The 24,397-nt window shown below is 65.2% G+C and carries 20 protein-coding genes; 12 read left to right on the forward strand and 8 right to left on the reverse strand.

What is annotated here, in order from left to right; genetic code table 11:
• The first annotated feature begins 29 nt into the window (after positions 1–29).
• Complete coding sequence (locus tag KC8_RS17680) at positions 30–1,319, forward strand: RsmB/NOP family class I SAM-dependent RNA methyltransferase (RefSeq protein WP_010126655.1); 1,290 nt, start codon at positions 30–32, stop codon at positions 1,317–1,319.
• On the opposite strand, the gene KC8_RS17685 is transcribed toward KC8_RS17680, so the two are convergent.
• Positions 1,316–2,134: an ATP-binding protein gene (locus tag KC8_RS17685; RefSeq protein ID WP_010126657.1), complete on the reverse strand. Its 819-nt coding sequence runs from the start codon at positions 2,132–2,134 to the stop codon at positions 1,316–1,318. The genes KC8_RS17680 and KC8_RS17685 overlap by 4 nt on opposite strands.
• A 115-nt stretch (positions 2,135–2,249) precedes the next feature.
• On the opposite strand from KC8_RS17685, the gene KC8_RS17690 reads away from it, so the two are divergent.
• Positions 2,250–3,563 carry an amidohydrolase gene (locus tag KC8_RS17690; RefSeq protein ID WP_010126659.1) on the forward strand — a complete coding sequence of 438 codons (1,314 nt, stop codon included), beginning with the start codon at positions 2,250–2,252 and terminating at the stop codon, positions 3,561–3,563.
• Between the two features lie 226 nt (positions 3,564–3,789).
• On the opposite strand, the gene KC8_RS17695 is transcribed toward KC8_RS17690, so the two are convergent.
• The gene (locus KC8_RS17695; protein WP_010126661.1) at positions 3,790–4,389 is read right to left on the reverse strand and encodes a TIGR02466 family protein; all 600 of its coding nucleotides are present in this window, start codon (positions 4,387–4,389) and stop codon (positions 3,790–3,792) included.
• A 140-nt stretch (positions 4,390–4,529) separates the two neighbouring features.
• On the opposite strand from KC8_RS17695, the gene parE reads away from it, so the two are divergent.
• From parE to lpdA, 6 genes are all read left to right on the forward strand, one after another.
• The gene (gene parE / locus KC8_RS17700) at positions 4,530–6,512 is read left to right on the forward strand and encodes a DNA topoisomerase IV subunit B (protein ID WP_010126663.1); all 1,983 of its coding nucleotides are present in this window, start codon (positions 4,530–4,532) and stop codon (positions 6,510–6,512) included.
• A 201-nt stretch (positions 6,513–6,713) separates the two neighbouring features.
• A complete protein-coding gene (gene mdh / locus KC8_RS17705; protein WP_010126665.1) occupies positions 6,714–7,679 on the forward strand; it encodes a malate dehydrogenase in 966 nt (321 codons plus the stop codon).
• A 45-nt stretch (positions 7,680–7,724) separates the two neighbouring features.
• Positions 7,725–8,609 (forward strand): succinate--CoA ligase subunit alpha, encoded by an 885-nt coding sequence (gene sucD / locus KC8_RS17710; protein ID WP_010126667.1) that lies wholly within the window; start codon positions 7,725–7,727, stop codon positions 8,607–8,609.
• A 166-nt stretch (positions 8,610–8,775) separates the two neighbouring features.
• Positions 8,776–11,676 carry a 2-oxoglutarate dehydrogenase E1 component gene (locus KC8_RS17715; protein ID WP_010126668.1) on the forward strand — a complete coding sequence of 967 codons (2,901 nt, stop codon included), beginning with the start codon at positions 8,776–8,778 and terminating at the stop codon, positions 11,674–11,676.
• Positions 11,677–11,679: 3 nt separating this feature from the next.
• Complete coding sequence (gene odhB, locus KC8_RS17720) at positions 11,680–12,936, forward strand: 2-oxoglutarate dehydrogenase complex dihydrolipoyllysine-residue succinyltransferase (RefSeq protein ID WP_010126669.1); 1,257 nt, start codon at positions 11,680–11,682, stop codon at positions 12,934–12,936.
• A gap of 104 nt (positions 12,937–13,040) precedes the next feature.
• Positions 13,041–14,435: a dihydrolipoyl dehydrogenase gene (gene lpdA, locus KC8_RS17725; RefSeq protein ID WP_010126671.1), complete on the forward strand. Its 1,395-nt coding sequence runs from the start codon at positions 13,041–13,043 to the stop codon at positions 14,433–14,435.
• 111 nt (positions 14,436–14,546) lie between these two features.
• Here the strand turns inward: lpdA and KC8_RS17730 are convergent, their stop codons facing one another.
• The 3 genes from KC8_RS17730 to KC8_RS17740 all read right to left on the reverse strand — a co-directional run bounded on the left by KC8_RS17730 (position 14,547) and on the right by KC8_RS17740 (position 17,976).
• Entirely contained in the window at positions 14,547–15,131 is a 585-nt protein-coding gene (locus tag KC8_RS17730; protein WP_010126673.1) for a nuclear transport factor 2 family protein, read from the reverse strand.
• A gap of 135 nt (positions 15,132–15,266) precedes the next feature.
• Positions 15,267–16,706 carry an aldehyde dehydrogenase family protein gene (locus KC8_RS17735; protein ID WP_010126674.1) on the reverse strand — a complete coding sequence of 480 codons (1,440 nt, stop codon included), beginning with the start codon at positions 16,704–16,706 and terminating at the stop codon, positions 15,267–15,269.
• A 1-nt stretch (position 16,707) separates the two neighbouring features.
• Positions 16,708–17,976, reverse strand: a complete 1,269-nt coding sequence (locus tag KC8_RS17740; protein WP_050805442.1) for a spinster family MFS transporter — start codon at positions 17,974–17,976, stop codon at positions 16,708–16,710.
• Between the two features lie 154 nt (positions 17,977–18,130).
• Between KC8_RS17740 and KC8_RS17745 the strand changes: the two genes are divergently transcribed.
• Positions 18,131–18,733 carry a TetR/AcrR family transcriptional regulator gene (locus tag KC8_RS17745; RefSeq protein WP_083831272.1) on the forward strand — a complete coding sequence of 201 codons (603 nt, stop codon included), beginning with the start codon at positions 18,131–18,133 and terminating at the stop codon, positions 18,731–18,733.
• Positions 18,734–18,836: 103 nt separating this feature from the next.
• Positions 18,837–19,595 carry an SDR family NAD(P)-dependent oxidoreductase gene (locus KC8_RS17750; protein WP_029624688.1) on the forward strand — a complete coding sequence of 253 codons (759 nt, stop codon included), beginning with the start codon at positions 18,837–18,839 and terminating at the stop codon, positions 19,593–19,595.
• A 64-nt stretch (positions 19,596–19,659) separates the two neighbouring features.
• Here the strand turns inward: KC8_RS17750 and cobS are convergent, their stop codons facing one another.
• The 3 genes from cobS to cobT are packed head-to-tail and all read right to left on the reverse strand — an operon-like array spanning position 19,660 to position 21,952.
• Positions 19,660–20,379 (reverse strand): adenosylcobinamide-GDP ribazoletransferase, encoded by a 720-nt coding sequence (gene cobS, locus KC8_RS17755; RefSeq protein ID WP_010126678.1) that lies wholly within the window; start codon positions 20,377–20,379, stop codon positions 19,660–19,662.
• Entirely contained in the window at positions 20,379–20,945 is a 567-nt protein-coding gene (locus tag KC8_RS17760; protein ID WP_010126679.1) for a histidine phosphatase family protein, read from the reverse strand. Before KC8_RS17760 ends, cobS begins: the two co-directional genes overlap by 1 nt.
• A complete protein-coding gene (gene cobT, locus KC8_RS17765) occupies positions 20,942–21,952 on the reverse strand; it encodes a nicotinate-nucleotide--dimethylbenzimidazole phosphoribosyltransferase (RefSeq protein WP_029624689.1) in 1,011 nt (336 codons plus the stop codon). Before cobT ends, KC8_RS17760 begins: the two co-directional genes overlap by 4 nt.
• 336 nt (positions 21,953–22,288) lie before the next feature.
• Here cobT and KC8_RS17770 point away from each other — a divergent pair, with 336 nt between their 5' ends.
• The gene (locus tag KC8_RS17770; protein ID WP_037496656.1) at positions 22,289–22,915 is read left to right on the forward strand and encodes a protein-L-isoaspartate O-methyltransferase family protein; all 627 of its coding nucleotides are present in this window, start codon (positions 22,289–22,291) and stop codon (positions 22,913–22,915) included.
• Positions 22,916–22,932: 17 nt separating this feature from the next.
• Positions 22,933–24,396, forward strand: coding sequence for a TolC family outer membrane protein (locus tag KC8_RS17775; protein WP_010126682.1), 1,464 nt, complete (start codon positions 22,933–22,935; stop codon positions 24,394–24,396).
• The last annotated feature ends 1 nt before the right edge of the window (position 24,397 follow it).

The following is a 24,397-nucleotide window of genomic DNA, read 5'->3' on the forward strand; positions in this document are numbered from 1 at the left end:
CTCGCCATTTTGGTTGTTGGGCTGGCGGCATGACAACCAAGCCAGAACCCGTAAAGCAAGATGACGCCGCCGGCGTAGCCACCCGCCGCGCCACGATGCGCCTGCTCGATGCCGTGCTGCGGCAGGGCCTGCCGCTGGAAGCGGCGATGCCTGGCGCGACGGCCGAACTCGACCGCGCCGACGATCGCGCCTTTGCCCGCGCGATTGCCGCCGAAGTGCTGCGCCGCCTGCCCGATCTTGATGCGCTGATCGATACCGCGACCACCAAGCGTTTGCCGGGTGATTCCAAGGCCCGCTTTGCCTTGCGGATTGCGCTGGCCCAGGCGCTCGCACTCGGCACGCCGCATCATGCGACGATCGCCACCGTCTTGCCGCTGATGGATGGCGGCCCGCGCCGGCTGGTTCACGGTGTGTTCGGTACGATCATACGGGGCGAGGCGAAACTGCCCGAACCGCCCGGCCTGCCCAAGGCGATTTCCAAACGCTGGCGCAAGGCATGGGGGGCAGGGGCGGCTGATGCTGCGCGCCACGCCATCGCCGCCCCGCCGCCGATCGATCTGACGCTGCGTGATCCTGCGATGACGATGCAGTGGGTGGAAAGATTGGGCGGGATGAGTTTGGCCCCCGGCCATGTCCGGCTGGCGCGGGGTGGGGCCGTTTCCGAACTGCCCGGCTTTGCCGATGGGGAATGGTGGGTGCAGGATATCGCCGCCTCGCTGCCCGCACGGGTGCTGGGCAAGGGCGAAGGGCGCGCCGTGCTCGATCTGTGCGCAGCGCCCGGTGGCAAGACGATGCAACTCGCTGCGGCCGGCTGGGCTGTCACCGCGACCGACCTGTCCGAACCGCGCCTCGAACGGCTGCGCGAAAATCTTGCCCGCACCAAGCTATCCGCAGACGTGCGGCAGGCCGATGTGATGGCCGAGGAACCCGAACCCCGTTTCGATGCGGTGCTGCTCGACGCGCCCTGTTCGGCGACGGGCATCTTCCGCCGCCATCCGGATGTGATCCACCGCGTGACCGATCGTGCGATTGCCGCCCTTGCCGAACAGCAGGCGGCAATGCTGCGGCGCGCGGCCGGCTGGGTGAAACCGGGCGGCGTGCTGGTCTACGCCGTCTGCTCGCTCGAACCGGCTGAAGGCGAAGGCGTGGCGGACGGTTTCGCCACCGAACGCGACTTCATCCGCGATCCGATTCTGGCCGAAGAACTGCCCGACGGCATTATCCCCGGCGCCGCCGGCCGCGTGCGCGTGCTGCCGGGAGCGCTGGGTGAAGCCGGGGGTGCGGACGGCTTCTTCGTTGCAAGGTTCAGGCGGGCCTAAACCGCTTTCCCCGCGCGGCCCGCCAGTTCGACCACATATTGCCACGCCACCCGGCCGGATCGACCACCGCGCTGGGTGGCCCAGCTGATTGCGTCCAGCGCGTCGAACGTCAGCCCCAGTTCCGCTGCATAGCCGGCGACCATCGCGACATAGGTATCCTGATCGCAGACGTGGAAACCAAGGCTGAGGCCGAAGCGATCGGCGAGCGCCAGCCGATCATCGACCACGTCGCGCGGATTGATCGGGCTATCCTGCTCGCGCATGTCGCGGTGGACGATGTGGCGGCGGTTGGCGGTCACATACAGCCGGGCGTTCGCCGGCCGGGCTTCGGCCCCGCCTTCCAGCAAGGATCGCAGGATGCGCGGCGCGGTGCTGCCTTCTTCGAACCCCAGATCGTCGATGAACAGGATGAAGGCGCGGGGCACATCGGCGATGCGCGCGAACAGGCGGGGCAGCCCGTCGATCGCGTCGCCGCCCACTTCGATCAGGGCGATCGCCTGGCCCTCGGCCTGCAACGCGCCGACCGTGCTTTTCACCAGCGCGGATTTGCCCGCACCGCGTGACCCCCACAGCAAGACATCGTGCGCGGCGTGGCCGTTGGCGAGACGGCGGCTGTTTTCGAGCAGAGCGGCTTTCTGTGCGTCGATCCCGGTCAGCAGGGCCAGCGGCAGCGGCTTGAACACCCGCGTCGGCTGGAGCGCGCCCATATGCCACACATAGGCCGGATGCGCGGCGGGATCGCCATCGGGCGGCGGTGGCGGGGCAATCCGTTCGAGGGCTGCGGCGATGCGGGCGAGGGGGTCTAATTCGGTCAAGGCGTCCTCCGCTGATGGCCGTGCCCTTAGCGCAACGATGTCGGTGATTGAATGCCTTTCCCTCGGTCTGCCGAAATGTCAGACCGTGGCGCAACCCTGAAGTTTCGGAGTCGTCATGAAGAAAGCCCTGTCGACGCTTGCTGCTATCAGCCTGCTGGCCGCGCCCGCCGCCGCCGATCCGCTGGCCGATGCGGTGAAGGCGGATATGCCGTCGCTGCTTGCCATCTATCGCGATCTCCACGCCAATCCCGAACTGAGCTTTGAAGAGGTCAAGAGCGCGGCGAAGATGGCGGCCGAAGCGAAGAAGGCGGGCTTTGAAGTGACGACCGGTGTCGGCAAGACCGGGGTTGTCGCGGTGCTGCGCAACGGCCCCGGCCCGGTCGTACTGCTGCGCGCCGACATGGATGGGCTGCCGCTGATCGAACGCACCGGCCTGCCTTTCGCCAGCAAGGTGAAGGCCACCACCCGCGAGGGGGCCGAAACCGGCGTGATGCACGCCTGTGGCCACGATACGCACATGACGGCTTGGATCGGCACCGCGCGGCGGCTGGCGGCGATGAAGGGCCAATGGTCCGGCACCCTGGTGATGATTGGCCAGCCCGCCGAAGAAATCGGATCGGGCGCCCGCGCGATGCTGGAGGATGGCCTTTACACCCGCTTTCCCAAGCCATCGACCGTGATCGCGTTCCATGACGGGCCGGGGCCGGCGGGCGTGATCAGCTATGTCGACGGCTATACCATGGCCAATGTCGACACCGTTGACCTGACGGTGAAGGGGGTGGGCGGGCACGGTGCCTATCCGCATCTGGCGAAAGACCCGATCGTGCTGGCCGCGCGGATCGTGACCGCGCTTCAGACGCTGGTCGCCCGCGAAGTCGATCCGCTGGAATCGGGCGTGGTGACGGTGGGCAGCTTCATCGGCGGGACCAAGCACAATATTATTCCGGACGAGACGAAGCTGCAACTGACGGTGCGCAGCTACACACCCGAAGTGCGCAAGATCCTGCTGGACGGCATCGCCCGGATTGCGAAGGGCGAAGCGATCGCGGCGGGCATGCCGGAGGACAGGATGCCGGTGATGACACTGAAGGACGGCATCACCAACGCCACCTTCAACACCCAGCCGCTGACCGGCCAGATCGCCGCTGCCTTTACCGAACGGTTTGGCAAGGATCGCGTCCGCCCCGGCCGCGCGCAGATGGGGGGCGAGGATTTCAGCCAGTTCTATCTGGCGGACAAGGAGAATATCCAGTCGCTGCTGTTCTGGGTCAGCGGCACGCCCAAGGCGCAATGGGATGCGGCGGGTGGCGACATGACCAAACTGCCGTCGATCCACAGCCCGTTCTGGGCGCCCGACCCGGAAGTGACGATCGGCACGGCGACCGAAGCGATGGTCACCGCCGCGCTGACGGTGCTCGGCAAGAAATGAATGCGGCTTTCGTGCCCCGGTGCACCCGCTGGCGAGTGCGCGTGGCGGGACCGGGGCGATTGCTAAGTTGAGGAAGTTGAGGATTGCCATTGCCGCCGCCAAAGGGCCGAAATCCGCCGCATGTTCGGCGGATGACAAAGGCTTGGCGGCAGTGGGCATGATACAGACATAAGCGATTGCCGGCCGTGTAGGACAGGGCGGGCTGGGCCGGGCGCCCGCAATTCGGTCAGCTATAGTTGAAGCTGATGCTGATCCGTTCGGATTTCGCCTGTCCCGCCGGCACTTCGTGGCGCAGCCAGCTTTCCCACAGGAAGATCGTGCCCGGCGCGGGCTGCGCATAGACGAAGGTCTGCGCGTCTTCGGGCGCGTCGGCGCGACGCGGCGGGGCGGCCATCAGCATCGGCAGGCGTGGATCTTCCAGCTTCAACTGGCCCGAACCCGGCGGCACGCACACATAAACGGTGCCCGATACGATGCTGTGCGGATGGATATGGCTGGTATGGCCGCCGCCCGGTTTCAGCACGTTGACCCACAGGCTATCGAGCTTGAGCTTGCGCCCGCCCGTATCGAGGAAACTCTGTTCGACGAAGCGGCGGACATGGGTGTCGAGCTTGCGTTTGAGATCGGCGAACACCGGATCGCGCATCGGCAGATCATCGAGCGACGCGTAGGACGTGTAGCCCGGATAATTATGGTCCTTGGCCCATTTGCGCCCGGCACGATCATCCTGCGCCAGCGAACGGCAGCTATGCTCCAGTTCGGCGATCAGTGCTTCATCGAGCGAATCTTCGTAGAAACGCGTGGCGAACAGGGTGCGGACAGACATGCGCCCCCCAACCATAGCCCTTTCCCTAATACAAGCGTTGCCGTTGGTGGGGGGCGCGCGCCGGCAGCCCGGCCAGGGCCGGTGGGATCGCGCATCGGCGGGGCTGGCCCATAGCATTTCCACCCCCTATACGTTCCGGCATGGCCGATGATCTCTTCGCTTCCTCACCTTCCACCAGTTCCGGAAACTATGACGCTTCGGCGATCGAGGTGCTGGAAGGGCTGGAGCCGGTTCGCCGCAGGCCGGGCATGTATATTGGCGGGACGGACGAGCGCGCGTTCCACCATCTCGCGGCCGAAGTGCTGGACAATGCGATGGACGAGGCAGTCGCCGGCCATGCGACCCGCATCGAAGTGACGCTGGGCGCGGGCAATCGCATCACGATTGCCGATAACGGCCGCGGTATCCCGGTCGATCCGCACCCCAAATTCCCCGACAAGTCCGCGCTGGAAGTGATCCTCACCACGCTCCATTCCGGCGGCAAGTTCAGCGACAAGGCCTATGCGACGAGCGGCGGCCTGCACGGCGTTGGCGTCAGCGTGGTCAACGCGCTGTCGGTGGATACGGTGGTCGAAGTGGCGCGCAACCGCGAGCTGTTCCGCCAGACTTTTTCCAAGGGGCATCCGACATCGCCGCTGATCACGGTGGGGGCAGCCCCCAATCGGCGCGGCACCAGTGTCACCTTCACCCCCGATCCGGAAATTTTCGGTGCGGCGGCGCATTTTCGCCCCGGCCGATTGCACCGGCTCGCCCGGTCGAAGGCGTATCTGTATGCCGGCGTCGAAATCCGCTGGCGCTGCGATCCCGCGCTGATCGGCGATGACACACCGGCCGAAGCGGTGTTCCAGTTCCCCGGCGGCCTGGCGGATCATCTGAAAGAACAGGTTGGTGATCGCGAATGCGCGACCACCAGCTTCTTTGCCGGCAAGCAGGATTTCCCGAACGCGCAAGGCTCGGTCGAATGGGCGGTGGCCTGGCCGCTCTGGTCCGACGGCAGCTATTCTTATTATTGCAACACCATCCCGACCCCCGATGGCGGTACCCACGAAACCGGCCTGCGCGCGGCACTGGTGAAGGGGATGCGCGGCTTTGCCGATCTGATCGGCCAGAAAAAGGGCAAGGAGATCGCGCCCGAAGACGTGATGACGGGATCGGAACTGATGCTGTCCGTCTTCATCCGCGATCCGCAATTCCAGAGCCAGACCAAGGACCGGCTGACCAGCCCGGAAGCCGCGGCGCTTGTCGAAAAGGCCGTGCGCGATCATTTCGATCATTATCTTTCGGACAATATGGAGCGCGGCAAGGCGCTGCTGGGTTTCGTGCTCGACCGCATGGACGAGCGCCTGCGCCGCAAGGCCGAACGCGATGTGAAGCGCAAGACGGCGACGGCCGGGCGCAAGCTGCGCCTGCCGGGCAAGCTGACCGATTGTTCCAATGACGATCCGGCCGGCACCGAATTGTTCATCGTCGAAGGTGATTCGGCCGGCGGATCGGCCAAGCAGGCGCGCGATCGCAAGACGCAGGCGATCCTACCGATCCGTGGCAAGATTTTGAACGTGGCGTCGGCTTCGGCCGCCAAGATCATGGGCAATCAGGAAATCGCCGATCTGACGCAGGCGCTGGGCTGCGGCATTCGCGACAAGTGCAACCCCGATCTGCTGCGCTACGAACGGATCGTGGTGATGAGCGACGCCGATGTCGACGGGGCGCATATCGCGACCCTGCTGATGACGTTCTTCTTCCAGGAAATGGCCGAAGTGGTGCGGCGCGGGCATGTCTATCTGGCGCAGCCGCCGCTCTACCGGCTCGTCGCCGGAACCAAGAGCGCCTATGCCCGCGATGACGCGCATCGCGCCGAACTGGAGGCCACCGAGTTCAAAGGCCGCAAGGTCGAGGTCAGCCGGTTCAAGGGTCTGGGGGAAATGAACCCCCAGCAATTGCGCGAAACGACGATGGACCCGGCCAAGCGCAGTCTGATCCGTGTCGTTCTGCCGCAGGAATATGAAGAACGACAGAGCGTGCGCGATCTGGTCGACCGGCTGATGGGCAAGAATCCCGAACACCGATTCGCGTTCATTCAGGCCAATGCCGCACAGATGGACGAAGACGCGATCGACGCGTGAATCCGGTTCATTGCGGGCCGGGTGGGCGGATCGGACATGATCGCAAAGCAGCGATGGCAGCAGCTGCAACAAAAACTGTCCCGATTGGCGTTGCGGGCGGTTGCCCCTGACGCCCCTTGGGTCTAAGCGGACGCCGTTTAACGGGCGGACGCTCGGTGCGGTCGCCTCTCATAGCCAACTCGAACCCTTGGGGGCACGCGCATGTCCAGGAAGAAAATCGCGCTTATCGGCGCAGGCAATATCGGTGGCACGCTCGCCCATCTCGCGGCGATCAAGGAACTGGGCGATATCGTCCTGTTCGACGTTGTCGAAGGTGTACCCCAGGGTAAGGCGCTCGACCTCAGCCAGTGCGGCCCGGTCGAAGGTTTTGACGCCAAGATCACCGGCACGAACGATTATGCCGACATCGCCGGCGCCGACGTGATCATCGTCACCGCCGGTGTCGCCCGCAAGCCGGGGATGAGCCGCGACGATCTGCTCGGCATCAACCTCAAGGTCATGAAGGCCGTGGGCGAAGGCATCAAGAACAACGCGCCTGACGCGTTCGTGATCTGCATCACCAACCCGCTCGATGCGATGGTGTGGGCGCTGCGCGAATTTTCGGGCCTGCCGCACAACAAGGTCGTCGGCATGGCCGGCGTGCTCGATTCGGCACGCTTCAGCCACTTCATCGCCGATGAATTCCAGGTTTCGGTGCGCGACGTGAACACGTTCGTGCTCGGCGGCCATGGCGACACGATGGTCCCCGTCGTTCAGTATTCGACGGTTGCGGGCATCCCCGTGCCGGATCTGATCGAACAGGGCCGTTCGACCAAGGAACGCATCGACGCGATCGTCCAGCGCACCCGTTCGGGTGGCGGCGAAATCGTCGGCCTGCTCAAGACCGGTTCGGCTTATTATGCGCCGGCCACCTCGGGCATCGCGATGGCGGAAGCCTATCTCAACGATCAGAAGCGCCTGCTGCCTTGCGCCGCGTATGTCGATGGCGGAAAATATGGCCTTGATGGCCTGTATGTCGGCGTGCCGGTGATCATCGGCGCCGGCGGCGTCGAACAGATCGTCGAAATCAAGCTGGACGCGGAAGCCAAGGGCAACCTTCAGGTTTCGGTCGACGCGGTCAAGGAACTGCTGGTCGCCTGCAAGGGTATCGACCCCAGCCTCGCTTAATCCCGATCTTTCGAGTCTCCCCCCCAGACAGGGTGAACAAATCCGATGTCGATTCTGATCAACAAGAACACCAAGGTCATCACGCAAGGGATGACGGGTAACACCGGCAGCTTCCATACGGAGCAGGCGCTGGCCTATGGCACGCAGATGGTTGCGGGCGTCACGCCGGGCAAGGGTGGCACCACCCACCTCGGCCTGCCGAACTTCGACACCGTGCACGAAGCGGTGCACGCCACCGGCGCCGATGCGACCGTGATCTACGTTCCGCCGCCCTTTGCTGCGGATTCGATCCTGGAAGCGATCGACGCGGAAGTGCCGCTGATCGTCACCATCACCGAAGGCATTCCGGTGCTGGACATGGTTCGCGTGAAGCGCGCGCTCCAGGGTTCCAAGTCGCGCCTGATCGGCCCGAACTGCCCCGGCGTCCTGACCCCGAACGAATGCAAGATCGGCATCATGCCCGGTTCGATCTTCTCCAAGGGTTCGGTCGGCGTCGTGTCGCGTTCCGGCACGCTCACCTATGAAGCGGTGTTCCAGACCACCAACGCCGGCCTCGGCCAGACGACGGCTGTCGGCATCGGTGGCGACCCGGTCAACGGCACGAACTTCATTGACGTGCTCGAACTGTTCCTGGCCGACGACGAAACCAAGTCGATCATCATGATCGGCGAAATCGGCGGCAGCGCGGAAGAAGAAGCCGCACAGTTCCTGCGCGACGAAGCCAAGCGCGGTCGCAAGAAGCCGATGGCCGGCTTCATCGCGGGCCGTACCGCGCCTCCGGGCCGTCGCATGGGCCATGCCGGCGCGATCGTGTCGGGCGGCCAGGGTGGGGCCGAAGACAAGATTGCGGCGATGGAAGCTGCGGGCATCCGCGTCGCGGCCAGCCCGTCCGAACTGGGTACCACGCTGGCAGCGGTCCTCAAGGGCTGATGCGCGGCGGCGGCGCCCGATCGCACGGGCGTCGCACCCGGTAAAAATAAAGGGTGGGGAACGGTTCTGCCGAACCGTTTTCCGCCCTAAATGACATGTTCATCAAAGCCGGCGCATCGGCACCGGCATCTGCAACCAAAGCGCGGATCCGCGCGAGGACGGCAAAATGGGTATCGAAGGTCTGGGTTTCGACGAGCTGGAAGGCGTTAGTCCTTCCTTCGTGGAGGCGCTGTACCGGCGCTTCGAGGCTGATCCCGCTTCTGTGGAAGCAGGCTGGCGCGCATATTTCGACGGGTTGGCGACGACCGTCGCATCCCCATCCTGGGCGCGGCCGAACTGGCCGCTGACGGATACCGACGCGCTGACGGCGGGGTTCGATCCCACCCAGTCCGCCTTGCCGCCCAAGGCATCGCCCAAGGGTGCCGCGGTTGCCGCGGCCAAACCCGCAGTTTCAGCCGAAGATATCCAGCGCGCCGTGACGGATTCGATCCGTGCGGTGATGCTGATCCGGTCGTTCCGCGTGCGTGGCCATCTGGGCGCCGATCTCGATCCGCTGGGCCTCGCCAAGCGTGAACTGCCCGCCGATCTGACCCCTGAATTCCATGGCTTCTTTGGTGCCGATCTGGATCGCCCGATCCACCTTGGCGGCACGCTGGGGCTGGAACGCGCGTCGATCCGCGAACTCGTGGCCGTCCTGCGTGCGAATTATTGCGGCCATGTCGGCCTCGAATATATGCACATCGCCGATATCGAGGAGCGCCGCTTCCTGCAGGAACGCATGGAAGGCCGCGACAAGGCGATCCACTTCACCGACATGGGCAAGAAGGCGATCCTGTCCAAGGTGATCCACGCCGAGCAATGGGAAAAGTTCCTCGGCCGCAAATATGTCGGCACCAAGCGGTTCGGCCTCGACGGCGGCGAATCGATGATCCCAGCCCTTGAAAACGTCATCAAATATGGTGGCGCCGGCGGCGTGCGCGAAGCGGTGATCGGCATGGCTCATCGCGGGCGCCTGAACGTTCTCGTCAACGTCATGGAAAAGCCGTACCGCGCGATCTTCAGCGAATTTGCCGGTGGTTCGGCGAACCCCGAAGATGTCGGCGGTTCGGGCGACGTGAAATATCACCTCGGCACCTCCACCGATCGCGAGTTCGACGGCAATGTCGTCCATCTCAGCCTCGCGCCCAACCCGTCGCACCTTGAAGCGGTCGATCCCGTCGTCCTCGGCAAGGCGCGCGCCAAGCAGACCAAGCTGGATGATATCGAGCGCAATCAGGTCATGCCGATCCTGTTGCACGGCGACGCCGCGTTCGCGGGGCAGGGCATCATCATGGAATGCTTCGGCTTTTCGGGGCTGCCCGGCTATAATACCGGCGGCACGATCCATTTCGTGATCAACAACCAGGTCGGTTTCACCACCAGCCCGCAATATGCGCGTTCGTCGCCTTATCCGTCGGACATCGCCAAGATGGTCCAGGCGCCGATCATTCACGTCAACGGCGACGACCCCGAAGCCGTGACGTTCGCGTGCAAGCTGGCCACCGAATTCCGTGTCGCCTTCAAGCGCGACGTGGTGATCGACATGTGGTGCTATCGCCGCTTCGGCCACAATGAAGGCGACGAGCCGGGCTTCACCCAGCCGCAAATGTATGATGCGATCCGCAAGCATCCGCCGATCTCGCAAATCCATGCCGATCGGTTGAAGGCCGAAGGCGTGATCGATCAGGCGTGGCTCGATCAGACGGTCGAGGAATTCGTCAAGATGCTGGAAGACGAGTTCGACGCCGCCAAGGGTTTCCGCGTCAACAAGGCGGACTGGTTCGAAGGGGACTGGACTGGCCTTGCCGCGCCGCGCGAACCGGTGACCGAACGGCGCGCCGCCAACACCGGCATCAATCAGGCTGCGGTCGACAAGCTGGCCGATGTGCTGACGACCGTTCCGGCGGATTTCTCGATCCACAAGACGCTCAGCCGCATTCTCGACGCCAAGAAGGCGATGTTCGCGACCGGCGAGGGCTTCGACTGGGCGACCGGCGAGGCAATGGCGTTCGGTTCGCTGCTGCTCGAAGGCTATCCGGTCCGCCTGTCGGGGCAGGATTGCGGGCGCGGCACGTTCAGCCAGCGCCATGCGGCGTGGACCGACCAGAAGGACGGCCACAAATATATCCCGCTGTCGACGCTCGACCGGCGTTTCCAGGTGCTCGATAGCCCGCTGTCTGAATTCGGCGTGCTCGGTTTCGAATATGGCTATGCGTCCACCGCGCCGAATACGCTGGTGCTGTGGGAAGCGCAGTTCGGCGATTTCGCCAACGGCGCGCAGGTGATGATCGATCAGTTCATCGCGGCGGGCGAAGCCAAGTGGCTGCGCGTCAACGGCCTCGTGATGCTGCTGCCGCACGGCTATGAAGGGCAGGGGCCGGAACATAGCTCGGCGCGTCTGGAGCGTTATCTTCAGCTGTGCGCCGAAGATAATATGCAGGTGTGCAACATCACCACGCCGGCCAATTATTTCCACGCCCTGCGCCGGCAGTTGCACCGCGATTTCCGCAAGCCCCTGATCATCATGACGCCGAAATCGCTGCTGCGGCACAAGGCGGCGGTATCGACGATCGACCAGTTCACCGGCGACAGCCATTTCATGCGGATCCTGTCGGATCCCAACGCGCCCGCCGACAAGGATGTGAAGCGCGTGGTGCTGTGTTCGGGCAAGGTGTTCTACGATCTGGCCGACGCGCGCGACGCGGCGGGCGACAAGAACACGTCGATCATCCGCATCGAACAGATTTATCCGTTCCCGGCCGAAGCGCTGGTCAAGCGGCTGGCGCGTATGCCGAACCTTGAAACGGTGGTCTGGGCGCAGGAAGAACCCAAGAATAATGGGGCGTGGTTCTTCGTCGAACCCATCCTGGAGGAATGCCTGAAGGAAGCGAACGTCCGGCCGGCCCGCGCTATCTACTCGGGGCGCAAGGCGTCCGCGGCGACGGCCACCGGCCTCGCGCGCAAGCATATGGAACAGCAGGCGGCGCTCGTTGCGGAAGCGCTTGGCCATGAAGTGAAGGCGAACTGAGACATGGCTACTGAAGTGAAGGTGCCCACGCTGGGCGAATCGATCACCGAAGCGACGCTGGGCCAGTGGCTGAAGGCGCCGGGCGATGCCGTAAAGGCGGATGAGCCGATTGCGAGCCTGGAAACGGACAAGGTCGCCGTTGAAGTGAACGCGCCGGTGGACGGCGTGATGGGCGATCTGGCCGTGGCCGAGGGCGATACCGTCCTCGTCGGCGCGGTGATCGCGGTGATCAATGAAGGCGCCAGTGCCGTCACCACCGCCACCCCGGCGGTGGAGGATCGCAATGCGATTGGCCAGGCGGAAGCCGCGGCCCCGGCCGAGCCGGCATCCGCGCCGGCCGATGAGGATGAAGATCCCAAGACGCTGTCGCCCGCGGTGCGCCGTGTCGTGCTGGAACATGGCCTCGATCCGTCGAAGATCCGTGGCACCGGCAAGGATGGCCGCCTGACCAAGGATGACGTGCTGGCCGCCGCCAAGGCGCAGTCGCAGGCACCGGCGCCCGCCGTCTCCGCGCCCGCCGCCGTTGCCGCCGCACCGCGCATCCAGCCCGATGCGGCCGGCCGCACCGAAGAACGCGTGCGCATGTCGCGCCTGCGCAAGACGGTCGCCTCGCGCCTCAAGGAATCGCAGAACACGGCCGCGATGCTGACGACCTATAACGACGTCGACATGACGGCGGTGATGGACGCGCGCAATCGCTACAAGGATCTGTTCGAAAAGAAGCACGGCATCCGCCTGGGCTTCATGAGCTTCTTCGCCAAGGCGGCGGTGCTGGCCCTGCGCGACGTGCCGGCGGTGAACGCGTCGATCGAAGGCGAAGAGATCGTCTATCGCGATTATGCCGATATCTCGGTCGCGGTCTCCGCGCCGCAGGGCCTGGTCGTCCCGGTCGTCCGCGATGCCGACAAGCTCAGCTTTGCCGGCATCGAAAAGACGATCGCCGATTTCGGCAAGCGCGCCAAGGACGGTACCTTGAAGATGGAAGAGATGAAGGGCGGTACCTTCACCATTTCCAACGGCGGCGTGTTCGGCTCGCTGCTGTCCAGCCCGATCATCAACCTCGGCCAGTCGGCCGTGCTGGGCCTGCACCGTATCGAGGAACGTCCGGTTGTCCGCGACGGCCAGATCGTTGCCCGGCCGATGATGTATCTGGCGCTCAGCTATGATCACCGCCTGATCGATGGCCGCGAAGCCGTCACCTTCCTCGTTCGCATCAAGGAAGCGATCGAGGATCCGACGCGCCTGCTGATCGACCTGTAAGAAACCTGTGACACCCCGGCGAAAACCGGGGTGTCGTGTTTTAAGAGCGCGCCTTGGCGCACGCGGTGCCAGCGTTTCCGGCATGACGCGGAAGGGAAATGCCAATGTCCGATTATGACTTCGACGTCCTTGTCATCGGTGCCGGCCCGGGTGGCTATGTCGCGGCGATCCGTGCGGCCCAGCTTGGCCTGAAGGTGGCGTGCGCCGAAGCCCGCGAAACGCTGGGCGGCACCTGCCTCAACGTCGGCTGCATCCCTTCGAAGGCGCTGCTTCACGCATCGCACCTCTATGAAGAAGCGCATTCGGGCGCGCTGGCCAAGTTCGGCGTCAAGATCGAAGGCGCCAGCCTCGATGTGGATGCGATGCACGGCCAGCGGCTGAAGGCGGTCAAGGGGCTGACCGGCGGCATCGAATTCCTGTTCAAGAAGAACAAGGTGGAATGGCTGAAGGGCCGCGCCGCATTTACCGGCAAGGATAGCGTCGAAGTCGCCGGCAAGACGTACCGCGCCAAGAACATCGTCATCGCCACCGGATCGTCGGTCATGCCGCTGCCGGGCGTTGCGGTCGATCATGAAGCGATCGTCGATTCCACCAGCGCGCTCGAATTGGCGAAGGTGCCGGGCCACATGGTCGTCATCGGCGGCGGCGTGATCGGGCTGGAACTGGGTTCGGTGTGGCGGCGTCTGGGGGCCAAGGTCACGGTTGTCGAATATCTCGACCAGATCCTGCCCGGCATGGACGGCGAAGTCCGCAAGGAAGCCGCCAAGCTGTTCAAGAAGCAGGGCTTCGATATCAAGACGTCGACCAAGGTGACGGGCGTTGTGCGCAACGGCGCGGGTGCCACGCTTACCGTCGAGCCGGCCGCCGGCGGCGCCGCGCAGACGATCGACGCGGATGTCGTGCTGGTGTCGATCGGCCGCAAGCCGAACACCGATGGCCTCGCGCTCGACAAGGCGGGGCTTGCCGTCAACAAGCGCGGCCAGATCGAAACCGATCATGATTTCGCGACAACCGTCCCCGGCATCTGGGCGATCGGCGATGTCGTTCCCGGCCCGATGCTCGCCCACAAGGCCGAGGATGAAGGCATTGCGGTCGCCGAAAACATCGCCGGCCTCACCGGCATCGTGAACCATGATGTGATCCCGAGCGTGGTTTACACCATGCCCGAAATCGCCGGCGTCGGCCTCACCGAGGAAGAAGCCAAGGCGCGTGGCGATGTGAAGATCGGCAAGTTCCCGATGCTCGCCAACAGCCGCGCCAAGACGATCGACGACACCGCCGGCTTCGTGAAGATCATCGCCGACGCGAAATCCGATCGCGTGCTGGGCGTCCACATCGTCGCCTCGGTCGCCGGCACGATGATCGCGCAGGCGGCCCAGGCGATGGAATTCGGCGCCACGTCCGAAGACATCGCCTACACCTGCCACGCCCACCCGACGCACCCCGAAGCGCTGAAGGAAGCGGCGATGGCGGTGCGCGGCCTGCCGATCCACATCTGACCTGACAGGGCAAGGGGGAGGGGCCGTCCTGCGTGGGCGGTGGCCTCCTTCCCCCTTGTCTTTAAGCCGCGTAAGCCTGACCGACGGCCCTGATCCAGCGGCGCACGACAGCTATGCGGATGATGCCGATCCGGGGCGCTTCTGGAAGAAACGGCAGCGGATCGTCTCCGCCACGTCGTCGATTTCGATAGGCTCGGGCGCAAACCGGGGAAGATCGAACCCGGCTGAAATCAGGCGCTCATGGGCAGATGAATCGATCACCGCCCCACTGTCGACAAATCGTTCGGTCAGTTCGAATGTGCTCACATGGCGATGCTCGATCCGCCATTCGCCATCGCGGCGGCTGAAGATATCGAGATACCAGCCGGATGTTCTGCACTCGATCACGCCCCTGATTTCAGGCATCGCGACATCGACATGGACGACGGCGATATGGGGCGTTTCAACGAACGCCCGGTCGCCGTCGAAGGTGATGGCGCTTTCGGACAGCGCATGATGGGAACGGAAGCGTTGCCCGGCGCGCCAGTCGGCAAAGCGGACCGCACTGCCGTTGAATATATGGTGCGCCTCAAACGCATCCGGATGATAGCAACTACGGATGATTTCGGCGTCGCGCCGATCCACGCCTTGCACATAGCGCGCGAGCACATCCCGAATTTCGAGGCGTGCGATAGCAGTGTCGACGCTGATGGCCATGATCCTCTCTCCTTTCTTGCAAGATGGTTGCCCTGATCGGGACAAGCATGATGCAAATGGATGAGGGGATTTGCGTTGGCGGCCGTTGAACTTGTGAAGATGGGTTGGCGTTGCCCATCCTCACAAGCCCGTGCATCACACCGCCAACTGGTACGCCGTCCGCGTCGTCGTGTAGAAGGTCCGCGCGGCGCGGCCCTGTTCGCGCGGGCCGAAGCTGGAAATGCCGACCCCGCCGAAGGGGGCATGATAATCGACGCCGGCGGTGGCCAGGTTCACCATCCGCATGCCGGTGCGGGCGCGGCGCTTGAATTCCTCGGCGTGCAGCAGCGATCGGGTGCAGATGCCCGCCGACAGGCCGTAACGGTTGCTGTTGAGCGTCGCCATCGCTTCATCGAAATCGGCCACGCGGAAGATGCCGGCGACGGGGCCGAAAATCTCTTCCTGGCCCATCAGCGAATCGGTTTGGGCATGATCGAACAGGGTGGGCGCGAAGAAGGCGTGCGGCATGGTTGCGGCCGATCCGCCGATCAGCGGCGTCAGGCCCGATGCTTCCACCTGTTCCACCTGCGATGCGATCAGTGTTTTCTGCCGGAATGCGGCGAGCGACCCGATCTGCGTCTTGGGATCGCGCGGATCGCCCACCGCCAGCGTTTTGGCGCGTTCGATGAAGGCGGCGATGAAGCGATCGGCAATGCCGTTCGTCACGATGATCCGCGATGTGGCGGTGCAGCGCTGGCCGGCATTGAAGAAGGCGCCGTTGATCGCGCAATCCACCGCGACGCCCAGATCGGCATCGTCGAGGATGATGAGCCCGTTGACCCCGCCCATTTCCATCTGGACGCGCACGCCCTTTTCCGCCGCCGCGCGGGCAACGCGGCCGCCTGTCGCCACCGATCCGGTGAAGCTGATCGCGTCAACGCCGTCCGCCCCCGTCAGCGCCGCGCCCGCGCCACCCGCGCCCAGCAGCATCGAAACCGTGCCATCGGGCAGCCCGGCGCTCGCCATGATCGCGCGCAACGCTTCGGCCGATGCGGATGCGATTTCGGACGGCTTCCACACCACCGCATTGCCGAACGCGATGGCCGGCGCGATTTTCCAGGCGGGGATGGCGTAGGGGAAGTTCCACGGGGTGATCGCCGCGACCACGCCGACGGGGGCATATTCCACCTCGACCATCGCGCCGGGGCGGGTGGAGGTGAAGCGTTCGCCAATGTTGCGCAGGGCTTCGCCGGCGAAGAAATCGAACGTGCGTGCCGCGCGCATCACTTCGCCCTTGGCGTCGTTGATCGCTTTTCCGGTTTCGCGGGCGGCGAGCAGCGCCAGCCGGTCGGCTTCGGCGGTCAGCGTACGGCCGATCCGGGCGAGGGCATCGGCGCGGGCTTCGATGCCGGCGCGGTCGAGCTGGTCGACCGCGATGCGCGCGGCGGCGACGGCTTCATCCGCCAGTCCGGCATCCGCCTCCGGCCCTTCGACCCGCAGATCATCGGGGTCGCTTGGGCTGGCTTGGGTAAAGGCCGCCCCGCCGCCAACCATGCGCCCTGCGACATGGTGGCTCAGCCGGATCGTTTCGGTCATCTCATTCTCCGTTAAGTGCGCGGTCCTTGACGAGGGAATCCGCTGCTTTCCACAGCATTAGCGCACCAGGTATGCCGGCCGCGATAGTGATCAGCAGCGCCATCTGAAGCCCGGCCGCTTCGCCGCCCAATGGCTCGCTCAGCAAGCCGACGATGAACGGTCCCATCAGCACCCCGCCCAGCATGTTGAACATCGTGAACAAGGCGGTGCCGGTCGCGCGGATGCGATCGTCCAGCACGCGCTGAACCGACGCGAGCACCCCGACGGACCAGCCACCGCCGAGCAAGCCGGCCGGGATGGCAACGGCGATGACCATCGTCATCCCGCTGGCGACGGTGGCCAGCGAAATCATCGCGGTTGCAATCGCCAGTGCACCGGCGGCCATCCGCAACGGCCAGCGCGGATCGCGCCGGACCAGCCGATCCGAAAGCAGGCCGAAGCCGATCATGCCGACAATCGCCGAAATGCTGAAGGCCGTGCCGAATGCGCCGGTGGCGTCCGCCAGCGATATTTCGAACCGGCGGACAAACAGGCTGGGCGCCCACATGCCGAACGCCATGCCGGAAAGCGTGCCCAGCACCAGCCCGATATTCATCTGGCGATAGGCGTCCTTGCGCCACAGCAGTCGGAATGTGCTCCACAATCCGGCCTGCGGGGCCTGTGCCGGGCGCTGGCCGCGCGGCGGTTCGGCGACGGTGAAGTAGGTGATGACGGCGATGGCGGCGCCAACCCCGCCGACCCAGTAGAATGCGTCGCGCCAATCCCCCGTCGCGGCGATTGCGGGCCCGGCGACATAACCGCCCATCTGGCCGAGATAGACGCCGAGACCGAGGATCGCAAAGGCGATGCCGCGCCGTTCCGGGGCAAAGCGATCGGCCAGTACCGAATAAGCCGGGGCGATGAAGGCGGCCTCGCCGATGCCGACACCGACACGCATCGCCGCCAGCGTCCAGCCATCCTGCGCCATGCCGGAAAGGACGGTGAATCCGCTCCAGACAAGGCAGCCCAGCGCCATGATCGCAACGCGCGATCGGCGATCGGCAAGGCGCGCGATCGGCAGGGACGCGACCGAATAGAGCAAGGCGAAGGCCGGCCCCATCAGCAGGCCGATGAAGCGATCGTCGAGCCCCAGATCGTGGCGAATCGGCTCCGCCAGTCCGGCGAGCAGATAACGATCCGCATAATTGAAACCGTAGACGATCAGCAGCACCGCGAGCGCATACCAGGCGCTGGTGATCCGTCCGGCCGCAGCCGAGATAGGGGGATTCAAGGAAATGTCCCGCGTAGCCATGGCGCCCTCTCCGGCTGTTGTTATCGGGGCGTCCGGGCGGTATCCGCCTCGCATTCGCCTATTCGAATTGACTTGACCATAAATTTATACTCGGGTCCAAGTCCAGTATGAAACGTCCAGCGGGATCGCTTCCATGACCAAACCCATGTCCCGTCGCGAATTGAACAAGGTTCGCACGCGCGAGGCAATCCTTGATGCGGCGCGGATCGGTTTTGCCCGGGATGGGGTGCAGGGCACGACGATGGAAAATATCGCGGCAGCGGCCGAAGTGTCGCGGGCGACCCTGTTCAATTATTTTACCGGCAAGGGCGAGATTCTTGATCAGCTGGTGGTCGAGATGCACGAGCATTTCTTCGCGCGGATGCAGCGGTGCCGTGCCGAAATCGCCGACCCAGCCGAACGCGTGCGGGTCGTGTTCGTCGAAACGGGCCGCGCAATGGAGGCGGAAGCCGATCGGCTGCGGCCCATTGTCGGCTATTCGGAAATGGGCTGGAACGAAACCGGCGTGATGGGGCGCCTCGAACGATTGACCGTCGGGTTCGAAACATTGCTGGATACCGGTTCCGTCGCGACCGAAGAAGAGGCGCATGATCGTCGTGTGGTGGCGGAAATGATGTCGGGCATTTTCATCGGCATGATCCACAATTGGCGGCTGGGCGAGAATTATCCGCTCGAAGAACGGCTGGGCGAAGCGGCGGCCCGGATCGGCAGGATGTTTGAATGCCCCGCAACCTGAACGGGCTGGCCATCGGCCTTGATTGGATTGCGATATAAATATAGACTTCGGTCCATAAGAATCGCGGAGGGCGCTTTTGCCGGTGCCGCGACGAGGAGATCGGATGCGAGGATTGAACGGCAAGGCCGGCGTGATTGCTGGCGGCGGGCGCGGTATCGGCGCGGCAACGGCAACCCGGCTGGCCGAAGAAGGCGCTGCGATCGTCATCGGCGACATCGAAGGCGAATGGGCTGAAAAGACCGCTGCCAAAATCCGCGATGCGGGCGGCAAGGCGGTTGGCGTGGCGCTGGATATCTGCGATCCGGATTCGGTTGAAAACCTCGTCCAGACGTGCCTGAAAACCTATGATCGGCTTGATTATTTTCATGCCAATGCGGCTGGCGGTACGCAGGGTGATATCGACGCGCTGACGATCGATCTGGCGGTGTTCGATCGTTCGATCGCGCTTAATCTGCGCAGCTATCTGATCTGCACGCAAAAGGCGTTGCCGACCATGCTGGAACGCGGCAGCGGCGCGATGCTGTATACCAGTTCGGGCGCGGCTTATGGCGGTGCGCCCTGGCAGGTGGCCTATCCGGTGGCGAAGAATGGCGTCCATGCGCTGATGCGCCACGTCGCGGCGCGCTACGGCAAGCAGGGCATTCGCGCCAATGTCGTCGCCCCCGGCCTTGTGCTGACCGAAGCGGCGCTGGAACATCTCAACGATGAATATCGCGAAGCCGGGTTGAAGCGCGCGGCGTGCCCGCGTCTGGGCGAACCGAAGGATATCGCGGCGATGGCCGCGTTCCTGGTGTCCGACGATGCCGAATGGATCACCGGACAGGTGTTCAGCGTCAACGGCGGCATGGCGATGCGCGATTGATTGCATCGACCTTGCAGTACGGATGATTCGATCGCCGGGGGCGCTGCCTCCGGCGATCGTCGTTTCAGGCGGCCGCAGCGATCAGCAGCGCCACCAGCAGACCGGTTTCGACCAGTTCGATCCCTGCACCATGGCAATCGCCGCTGATCCCACCGATCCGGCGGCGCAGCCACAGGCCCCATAGTCCCATCAGCACGGGGGCGACGGCCAGCGGCGGGCAGGCGATGGCGGCCGCCAGCATGGCGATCGCCCACATTGCGATATCGCGCCGCCGCACCGCCCAGGCAAAGCGTTCCGCCAGGCCACCGCCCAGCGGCGGCAGCCAGCGGGTCCAGCCGAGTGGGCCGATCCGCGCGAGCGCGGGGACCAGCACCAGCGGCCACGGCCCGATCCGGCTGACCAGCAGGGCGAGCAGCACCAGCTTGGCTGCACTTTGCAGGACCAGCGCCAGGACGCCGAAGCTGCCGACATGTGGGTCCTTCATCACCGCCAGCAACCGTTCGGGATCACGATGGCTGGCGCCCAGCGCGTCGGTGAGATCGGCCAGTCCGTCAAGGTGAAGCGCGCCCGTCACCCCCACCCAGGCGACCAGCCCGACAAGCGCGCCAAACCACGGATCGACAAGGCTGCCGGCCCACCATGCACCCGCGACGGCCGTGCCGACGATCAGGCCGACCACCGGGAACCAGCGGATCGCCGCGGGCATTTCGGCGGGATCGAAATCACGCAATTGCGGTGTCGGAATTCGGGTGAGGAACTGGATCGCGATCAGCAGCCCGCGCATCAGCGAAGCCCGATGATTTGCGCCAACGGCCGTTCACCGGGCCAGACGCGCAGGCTGAGCAGGGCCGCATAAGGCAGGTCCAGCGCCCAGGTTTCGCGCTGGCCGAAGCCGCATAAGCAAGCCAGCGCCGCACGCATCGCCCCGCCATGGGTGACGATCAGGGTGGGGACCGGCGACAGATCGGCGATGCCGGCACGCACGCGATCGGTGAGGTGCGACCAACGTTCGCCATCGGGCGGCGGGTTGGCATCGGGATCGTCCCAGAAAGCGGCCATTGCAGCAGGATCGATCGCGGCGGGGGCCAGGCCATCCCATGCGCCGAAATCCAGTTCGCGCCATCGCGGATCGATGGTGCCGCGCAGGCCGGCCGTCGCGCCGATCGCATCGGCGGCCGCGCGCGCGCGGATCAGATCGGATGTGATCAGCCGGGCGCATTCCAGATCTTGGGCCTGTTCGACGCAGGCGGCTACGCCTTCGGTGGTGGATGGGCAATCGGTGCGGCCCATCAGGCGGCCGGGCAAGGTCGGGGCGCCGTGGCGCAGCAGATGGAGCAGGAAGCTGTTCATGCGCCGGCAGCAATGCCGGCTTCGGCGAAGGTGGCCATTTCGCCGTGCGCGGCGAGGGCCGAACGGATGATGTTGATCGCCACCGCCGCGCCGCTCGCTTCGCCCAGGCGCATGTCGAGCGCGAGCAGGGGGGCCAGGCCAAGCCGCTGGAGCAAGCGGGCATGGCCCGGCTCGGCCGAAACATGGCCGGCGATCAGATGGTCTGCAATTGCGGGGGACGCGGCCGCGAGCGGCGCGATCGAGGCGCAGGCGATGAACCCGTCGAGCAGCACCGGCACGCGGGCATGGCGCGCGGCGAGCACGGCGCCGGCGATGGCCGCCAGTTCGCGTCCGCCCAGCCGGCGCAATATTTCGAACGGGGTTGTGGCGGCATCGGCGTGACGTGCGAGCCCGGCTGCCACCGTCGCCACCTTGCGGCCGATCCCGGCGGCATCGACCCCGGTGCCGGGGCCGGCCCAGTCGCCCGCGCTGCCGCCAAAACTGCACGCGCACAAGGCGGCGGCCGTTGTCGAATTGGCGATCCCCATCTCGCCCACGGCCAGCAGATCGATCCCGTCGGCGACAACTGCGGCCCCGGCATTCAGGGCGGCCAGGCATTCGGTTTCGCTCATCGCCGGGGCGGTGGTGAAATCGGCGGTTGGCTGGTCGAGATCGAGCGGGACGACGACGAGTTCCGCGTTCGCGGCCTTCGCCAGCGCGTTGATGGCAGCGCCCCCATTGGCGAAATTGGCCACCATCGCGGCCGTTACCGATGCCGGAAAGGCGCTGACCCCGCGCGCGGCGATGCCGTGATTGCCGGCGAACACCGCGATCCGCGCGTGGCCGATGACGGGACGGTCCCGCTGCTGCCAGCCGGCCATGAACGTCGCCAGCGTTTCCAGCCGGCCGAGCGATCCGGGCGGCTTGGTCAAGTGCTGCTGTCGTTCCTGTGCTTGCGCACCCGATACGGCGTCGGCAATGGGCATGGCGGCAAGGGCTGCTGCGAAATCGGCGGGGGTGGCGAACATGGCCGGGGCATAAGCCGCCCCTGTGACTTTCGCTACCCCGGCCGTTTCACCATCGCGCCGCAGCCGCGATCGCACGTCGATATAGGATCGGCTGCATCGGCCGTCGCTTTATCCTTATCGTGCGGTATTCATCTCGCAGACGGACAAATTGTGGTGCATCCGCCGTAAGATGACGGCAATTTCGTCGAAACAGGTTGCATGTCTGCCGAACATCGCGTCGTAAGCTGCTTGGCGCGGGATATCGGGCAGGCTAGAAGCACCTGTCGTCTTTGGTGTATTGCATCTGTAAGACAGTTGTGCGACGAGGCAATTGTGACCGAACAGAATTTTGAATCGATGCGCTTGGCAATGGTTTCGAACCAGTTGCGCACCACCGCCGTGAATGATGTGCGCGTGGTCGACGCGATGCGTGCCGTTCCGCGCGAAGATTATGTCCCAGCCGACCGGGCGGCCGTCGCGTATGTCGATACGCTGGTGCCGCTGGGCGGGGGGCGCCTGCTCAATTCGCCAATGGCGACAGGGCGGTTGCTGACCGAAATCGAGGCCCAGCCGGGCGATCGCGCGCTGATCATTGGCGCGGCGACAGGCTATTCGGCGGCCTTGCTGGCCGGGCTGGTGGCAGAAGTCGTGGCACTGGACGAGGATGCCGCGCTGACCGCCAAGGCGCGCGCGGCGGGCTTGCCGGCGAACGTGACCGTGGTCGATGGCCCGCTGGCGGACGGCTGGGCTGCGGGCGCGCCTTATGATCTGGTTTTCATCGACGGTGCCATCGAACAGGTGCCGCAGACGCTGATCGATCAGCTTGCCGATGGCGGACGACTCGCAGCGGCCGTGATCGAACGGGGCGTCAGCCGGCTGTCGATCGGCCGCAAGGCTGGTGGCGGCTTTGGCATGATCGCCTTTGCCGATGCCGAAGCGGCACCGCTGCCCGGCTTTGCCCGGCCGGCCGCCTTCACTTTCTGAACGGGAGCCTTTCATCCATGCGTTTCTGGTTGCTCTGCGGCGCGGCGCTGGCCGGGACCATGGCTGTTGACGTTGCAGTGGCGGACACGCTGCGCGAGGCGCTGGTCCGCACCTATCAGGCGAATCCGACGTTGACCGGCGCGCGCGCGCGCCTGCGTGCGCTTGACGAAGGGGTGGCGATCGCCAAGGCCGACGGCCGCCCGCAACTGACCGGTGAAGTGGGCGTGACCCAGAATTTCAAGGGGCTTGGCCGCTTGGAAAATGGCGGCCGTTCGTTGCAGGCGTCGGCGGACATTGCCTATCCGCTGTTCAACGGCGGCAGCGTGAAGAACGGAATCCGCGCCGCGGACGCCCGGGTGATGGCCGGCCGGGCCGATCTGCGCGCCACCGAAGGCGGCGTGTTCACCGATGCGGTGGGCGCGTATATGGACGTGATCCGTGACGCATCGATCGTCGAACTGAACCAGAATCAGGTGAAGGTCCTCCAGACCAATTTGCAGGCCAGTCGCGATCGATTCGAAGTGGGCGATCTCACCCGCACCGACGTCGCCCAGTCCGAAGCGCGCCTGTCCGATGCGCGCAGCCGGCTGAGCACCGCCGAAGGCCAGTTGATCGCCAGCCGGGAAAATTATCGCCGGATCATCGGCGCGTTGCCCGGTACATTGGAACCGCCGCCGCCGTTGCCGCCGCTGCCGGGCAGCCCGGACGAAGCGGTGCGCATCGCGCTCGACAACAATCCCAATCTGGCGTCGATCGGGGCAACCCAGCAGGCGGCGGGCTATGATGTCCGTCGCGCGCGGGCAGGGCGGTTGCCTTCGGTTACGGCGAATACCGGTGTCACGTACAATAACTTCCTGGGATCGCTGGACAAGGCGGTTGGGGCGCCCGCGGGCACCAATCTCGATGGCACGAGCACCGATTCACAGGTCGGGCTGACGGCGCGTATCCCGCTCTATCAAGGTGGTGGCACGGCCGCGCGCCTGCGGCAGGCGCAGGCGGTGCAGAGCCAGTCGCTTGAACAGGTCGTCGAAGTCGAACGGCTGGTGATCGCCGATGCCCGGGCGACCTTCGCGCGCTATGATGCGGCGGTCGAGACGATCGCTTCGGCCGAACAGGCGGTGGCGGCGAACCGGCTGGCGCTGGAAGGCACCCGTGCGGAAAACACCGTGGGCACGCGCAACGTGCTCGACGTGCTGAACGCCGAACAGGAACTGCTCAACAGCGAAGTGCTGCTGGTGACCGCGCGGCGCGATGCCTATGTCGCGGGTTTCGCGCTGTTGAACGCGATGGGCCGCGCCGAAATGCGCGATCTCGGCCTTGATGGCGGGGCGCTGTATGATCCGGTCGCCAATTATGATCGCGTGCGCGGCAAGGCGTGGGACTGGTCGGACGACAAGGCCCCGGTGACGCAGGCGACGCGGACGGTGGACCCGGCAACGGACCCCGGGATCCAAGGCCCCGTGACTCCATCGTCGAACTGAG

The organism is Sphingomonas sp. KC8 (genome assembly GCF_002151445.1).
GTDB lineage: Bacteria > Pseudomonadota > Alphaproteobacteria > Sphingomonadales > Sphingomonadaceae > Sphingomonas_E.

What these genes read in the sequence shown, in the direction of transcription:
- cobT (WP_029624689.1), bottom strand. Translation starts at nt 21,952, where the DNA reads ATGTTCGCCACCCCCGCCGATTTCGCAGCAGCCCTTGCCGCCATGCCC.
- KC8_RS17680 (WP_010126655.1), top strand. Translation starts at nt 30, where the DNA reads ATGACAACCAAGCCAGAACCCGTAAAGCAAGATGACGCCGCCGGCGTA.
- KC8_RS17695 (WP_010126661.1), bottom strand. Translation starts at nt 4,389, where the DNA reads ATGTCTGTCCGCACCCTGTTCGCCACGCGTTTCTACGAAGATTCGCTC.
- KC8_RS17745 (WP_083831272.1), top strand. Translation starts at nt 18,131, where the DNA reads ATGACCAAACCCATGTCCCGTCGCGAATTGAACAAGGTTCGCACGCGC.
- KC8_RS17750 (WP_029624688.1), top strand. Translation starts at nt 18,837, where the DNA reads ATGCGAGGATTGAACGGCAAGGCCGGCGTGATTGCTGGCGGCGGGCGC.
- KC8_RS17775 (WP_010126682.1), top strand. Translation starts at nt 22,933, where the DNA reads ATGCGTTTCTGGTTGCTCTGCGGCGCGGCGCTGGCCGGGACCATGGCT.
- KC8_RS17770 (WP_037496656.1), top strand. Translation starts at nt 22,289, where the DNA reads ATGCGCTTGGCAATGGTTTCGAACCAGTTGCGCACCACCGCCGTGAAT.
- KC8_RS17715 (WP_010126668.1), top strand. Translation starts at nt 8,776, where the DNA reads ATGGGTATCGAAGGTCTGGGTTTCGACGAGCTGGAAGGCGTTAGTCCT.
- KC8_RS17690 (WP_010126659.1), top strand. Translation starts at nt 2,250, where the DNA reads ATGAAGAAAGCCCTGTCGACGCTTGCTGCTATCAGCCTGCTGGCCGCG.
- mdh (WP_010126665.1), top strand. Translation starts at nt 6,714, where the DNA reads ATGTCCAGGAAGAAAATCGCGCTTATCGGCGCAGGCAATATCGGTGGC.
- KC8_RS17730 (WP_010126673.1), bottom strand. Translation starts at nt 15,131, where the DNA reads ATGGCCATCAGCGTCGACACTGCTATCGCACGCCTCGAAATTCGGGAT.
- lpdA (WP_010126671.1), top strand. Translation starts at nt 13,041, where the DNA reads ATGTCCGATTATGACTTCGACGTCCTTGTCATCGGTGCCGGCCCGGGT.
- KC8_RS17735 (WP_010126674.1), bottom strand. Translation starts at nt 16,706, where the DNA reads ATGACCGAAACGATCCGGCTGAGCCACCATGTCGCAGGGCGCATGGTT.
- sucD (WP_010126667.1), top strand. Translation starts at nt 7,725, where the DNA reads ATGTCGATTCTGATCAACAAGAACACCAAGGTCATCACGCAAGGGATG.
- cobS (WP_010126678.1), bottom strand. Translation starts at nt 20,379, where the DNA reads ATGCGCGGGCTGCTGATCGCGATCCAGTTCCTCACCCGAATTCCGACA.
- parE (WP_010126663.1), top strand. Translation starts at nt 4,530, where the DNA reads ATGGCCGATGATCTCTTCGCTTCCTCACCTTCCACCAGTTCCGGAAAC.
- odhB (WP_010126669.1), top strand. Translation starts at nt 11,680, where the DNA reads ATGGCTACTGAAGTGAAGGTGCCCACGCTGGGCGAATCGATCACCGAA.
- KC8_RS17760 (WP_010126679.1), bottom strand. Translation starts at nt 20,945, where the DNA reads ATGAACAGCTTCCTGCTCCATCTGCTGCGCCACGGCGCCCCGACCTTG.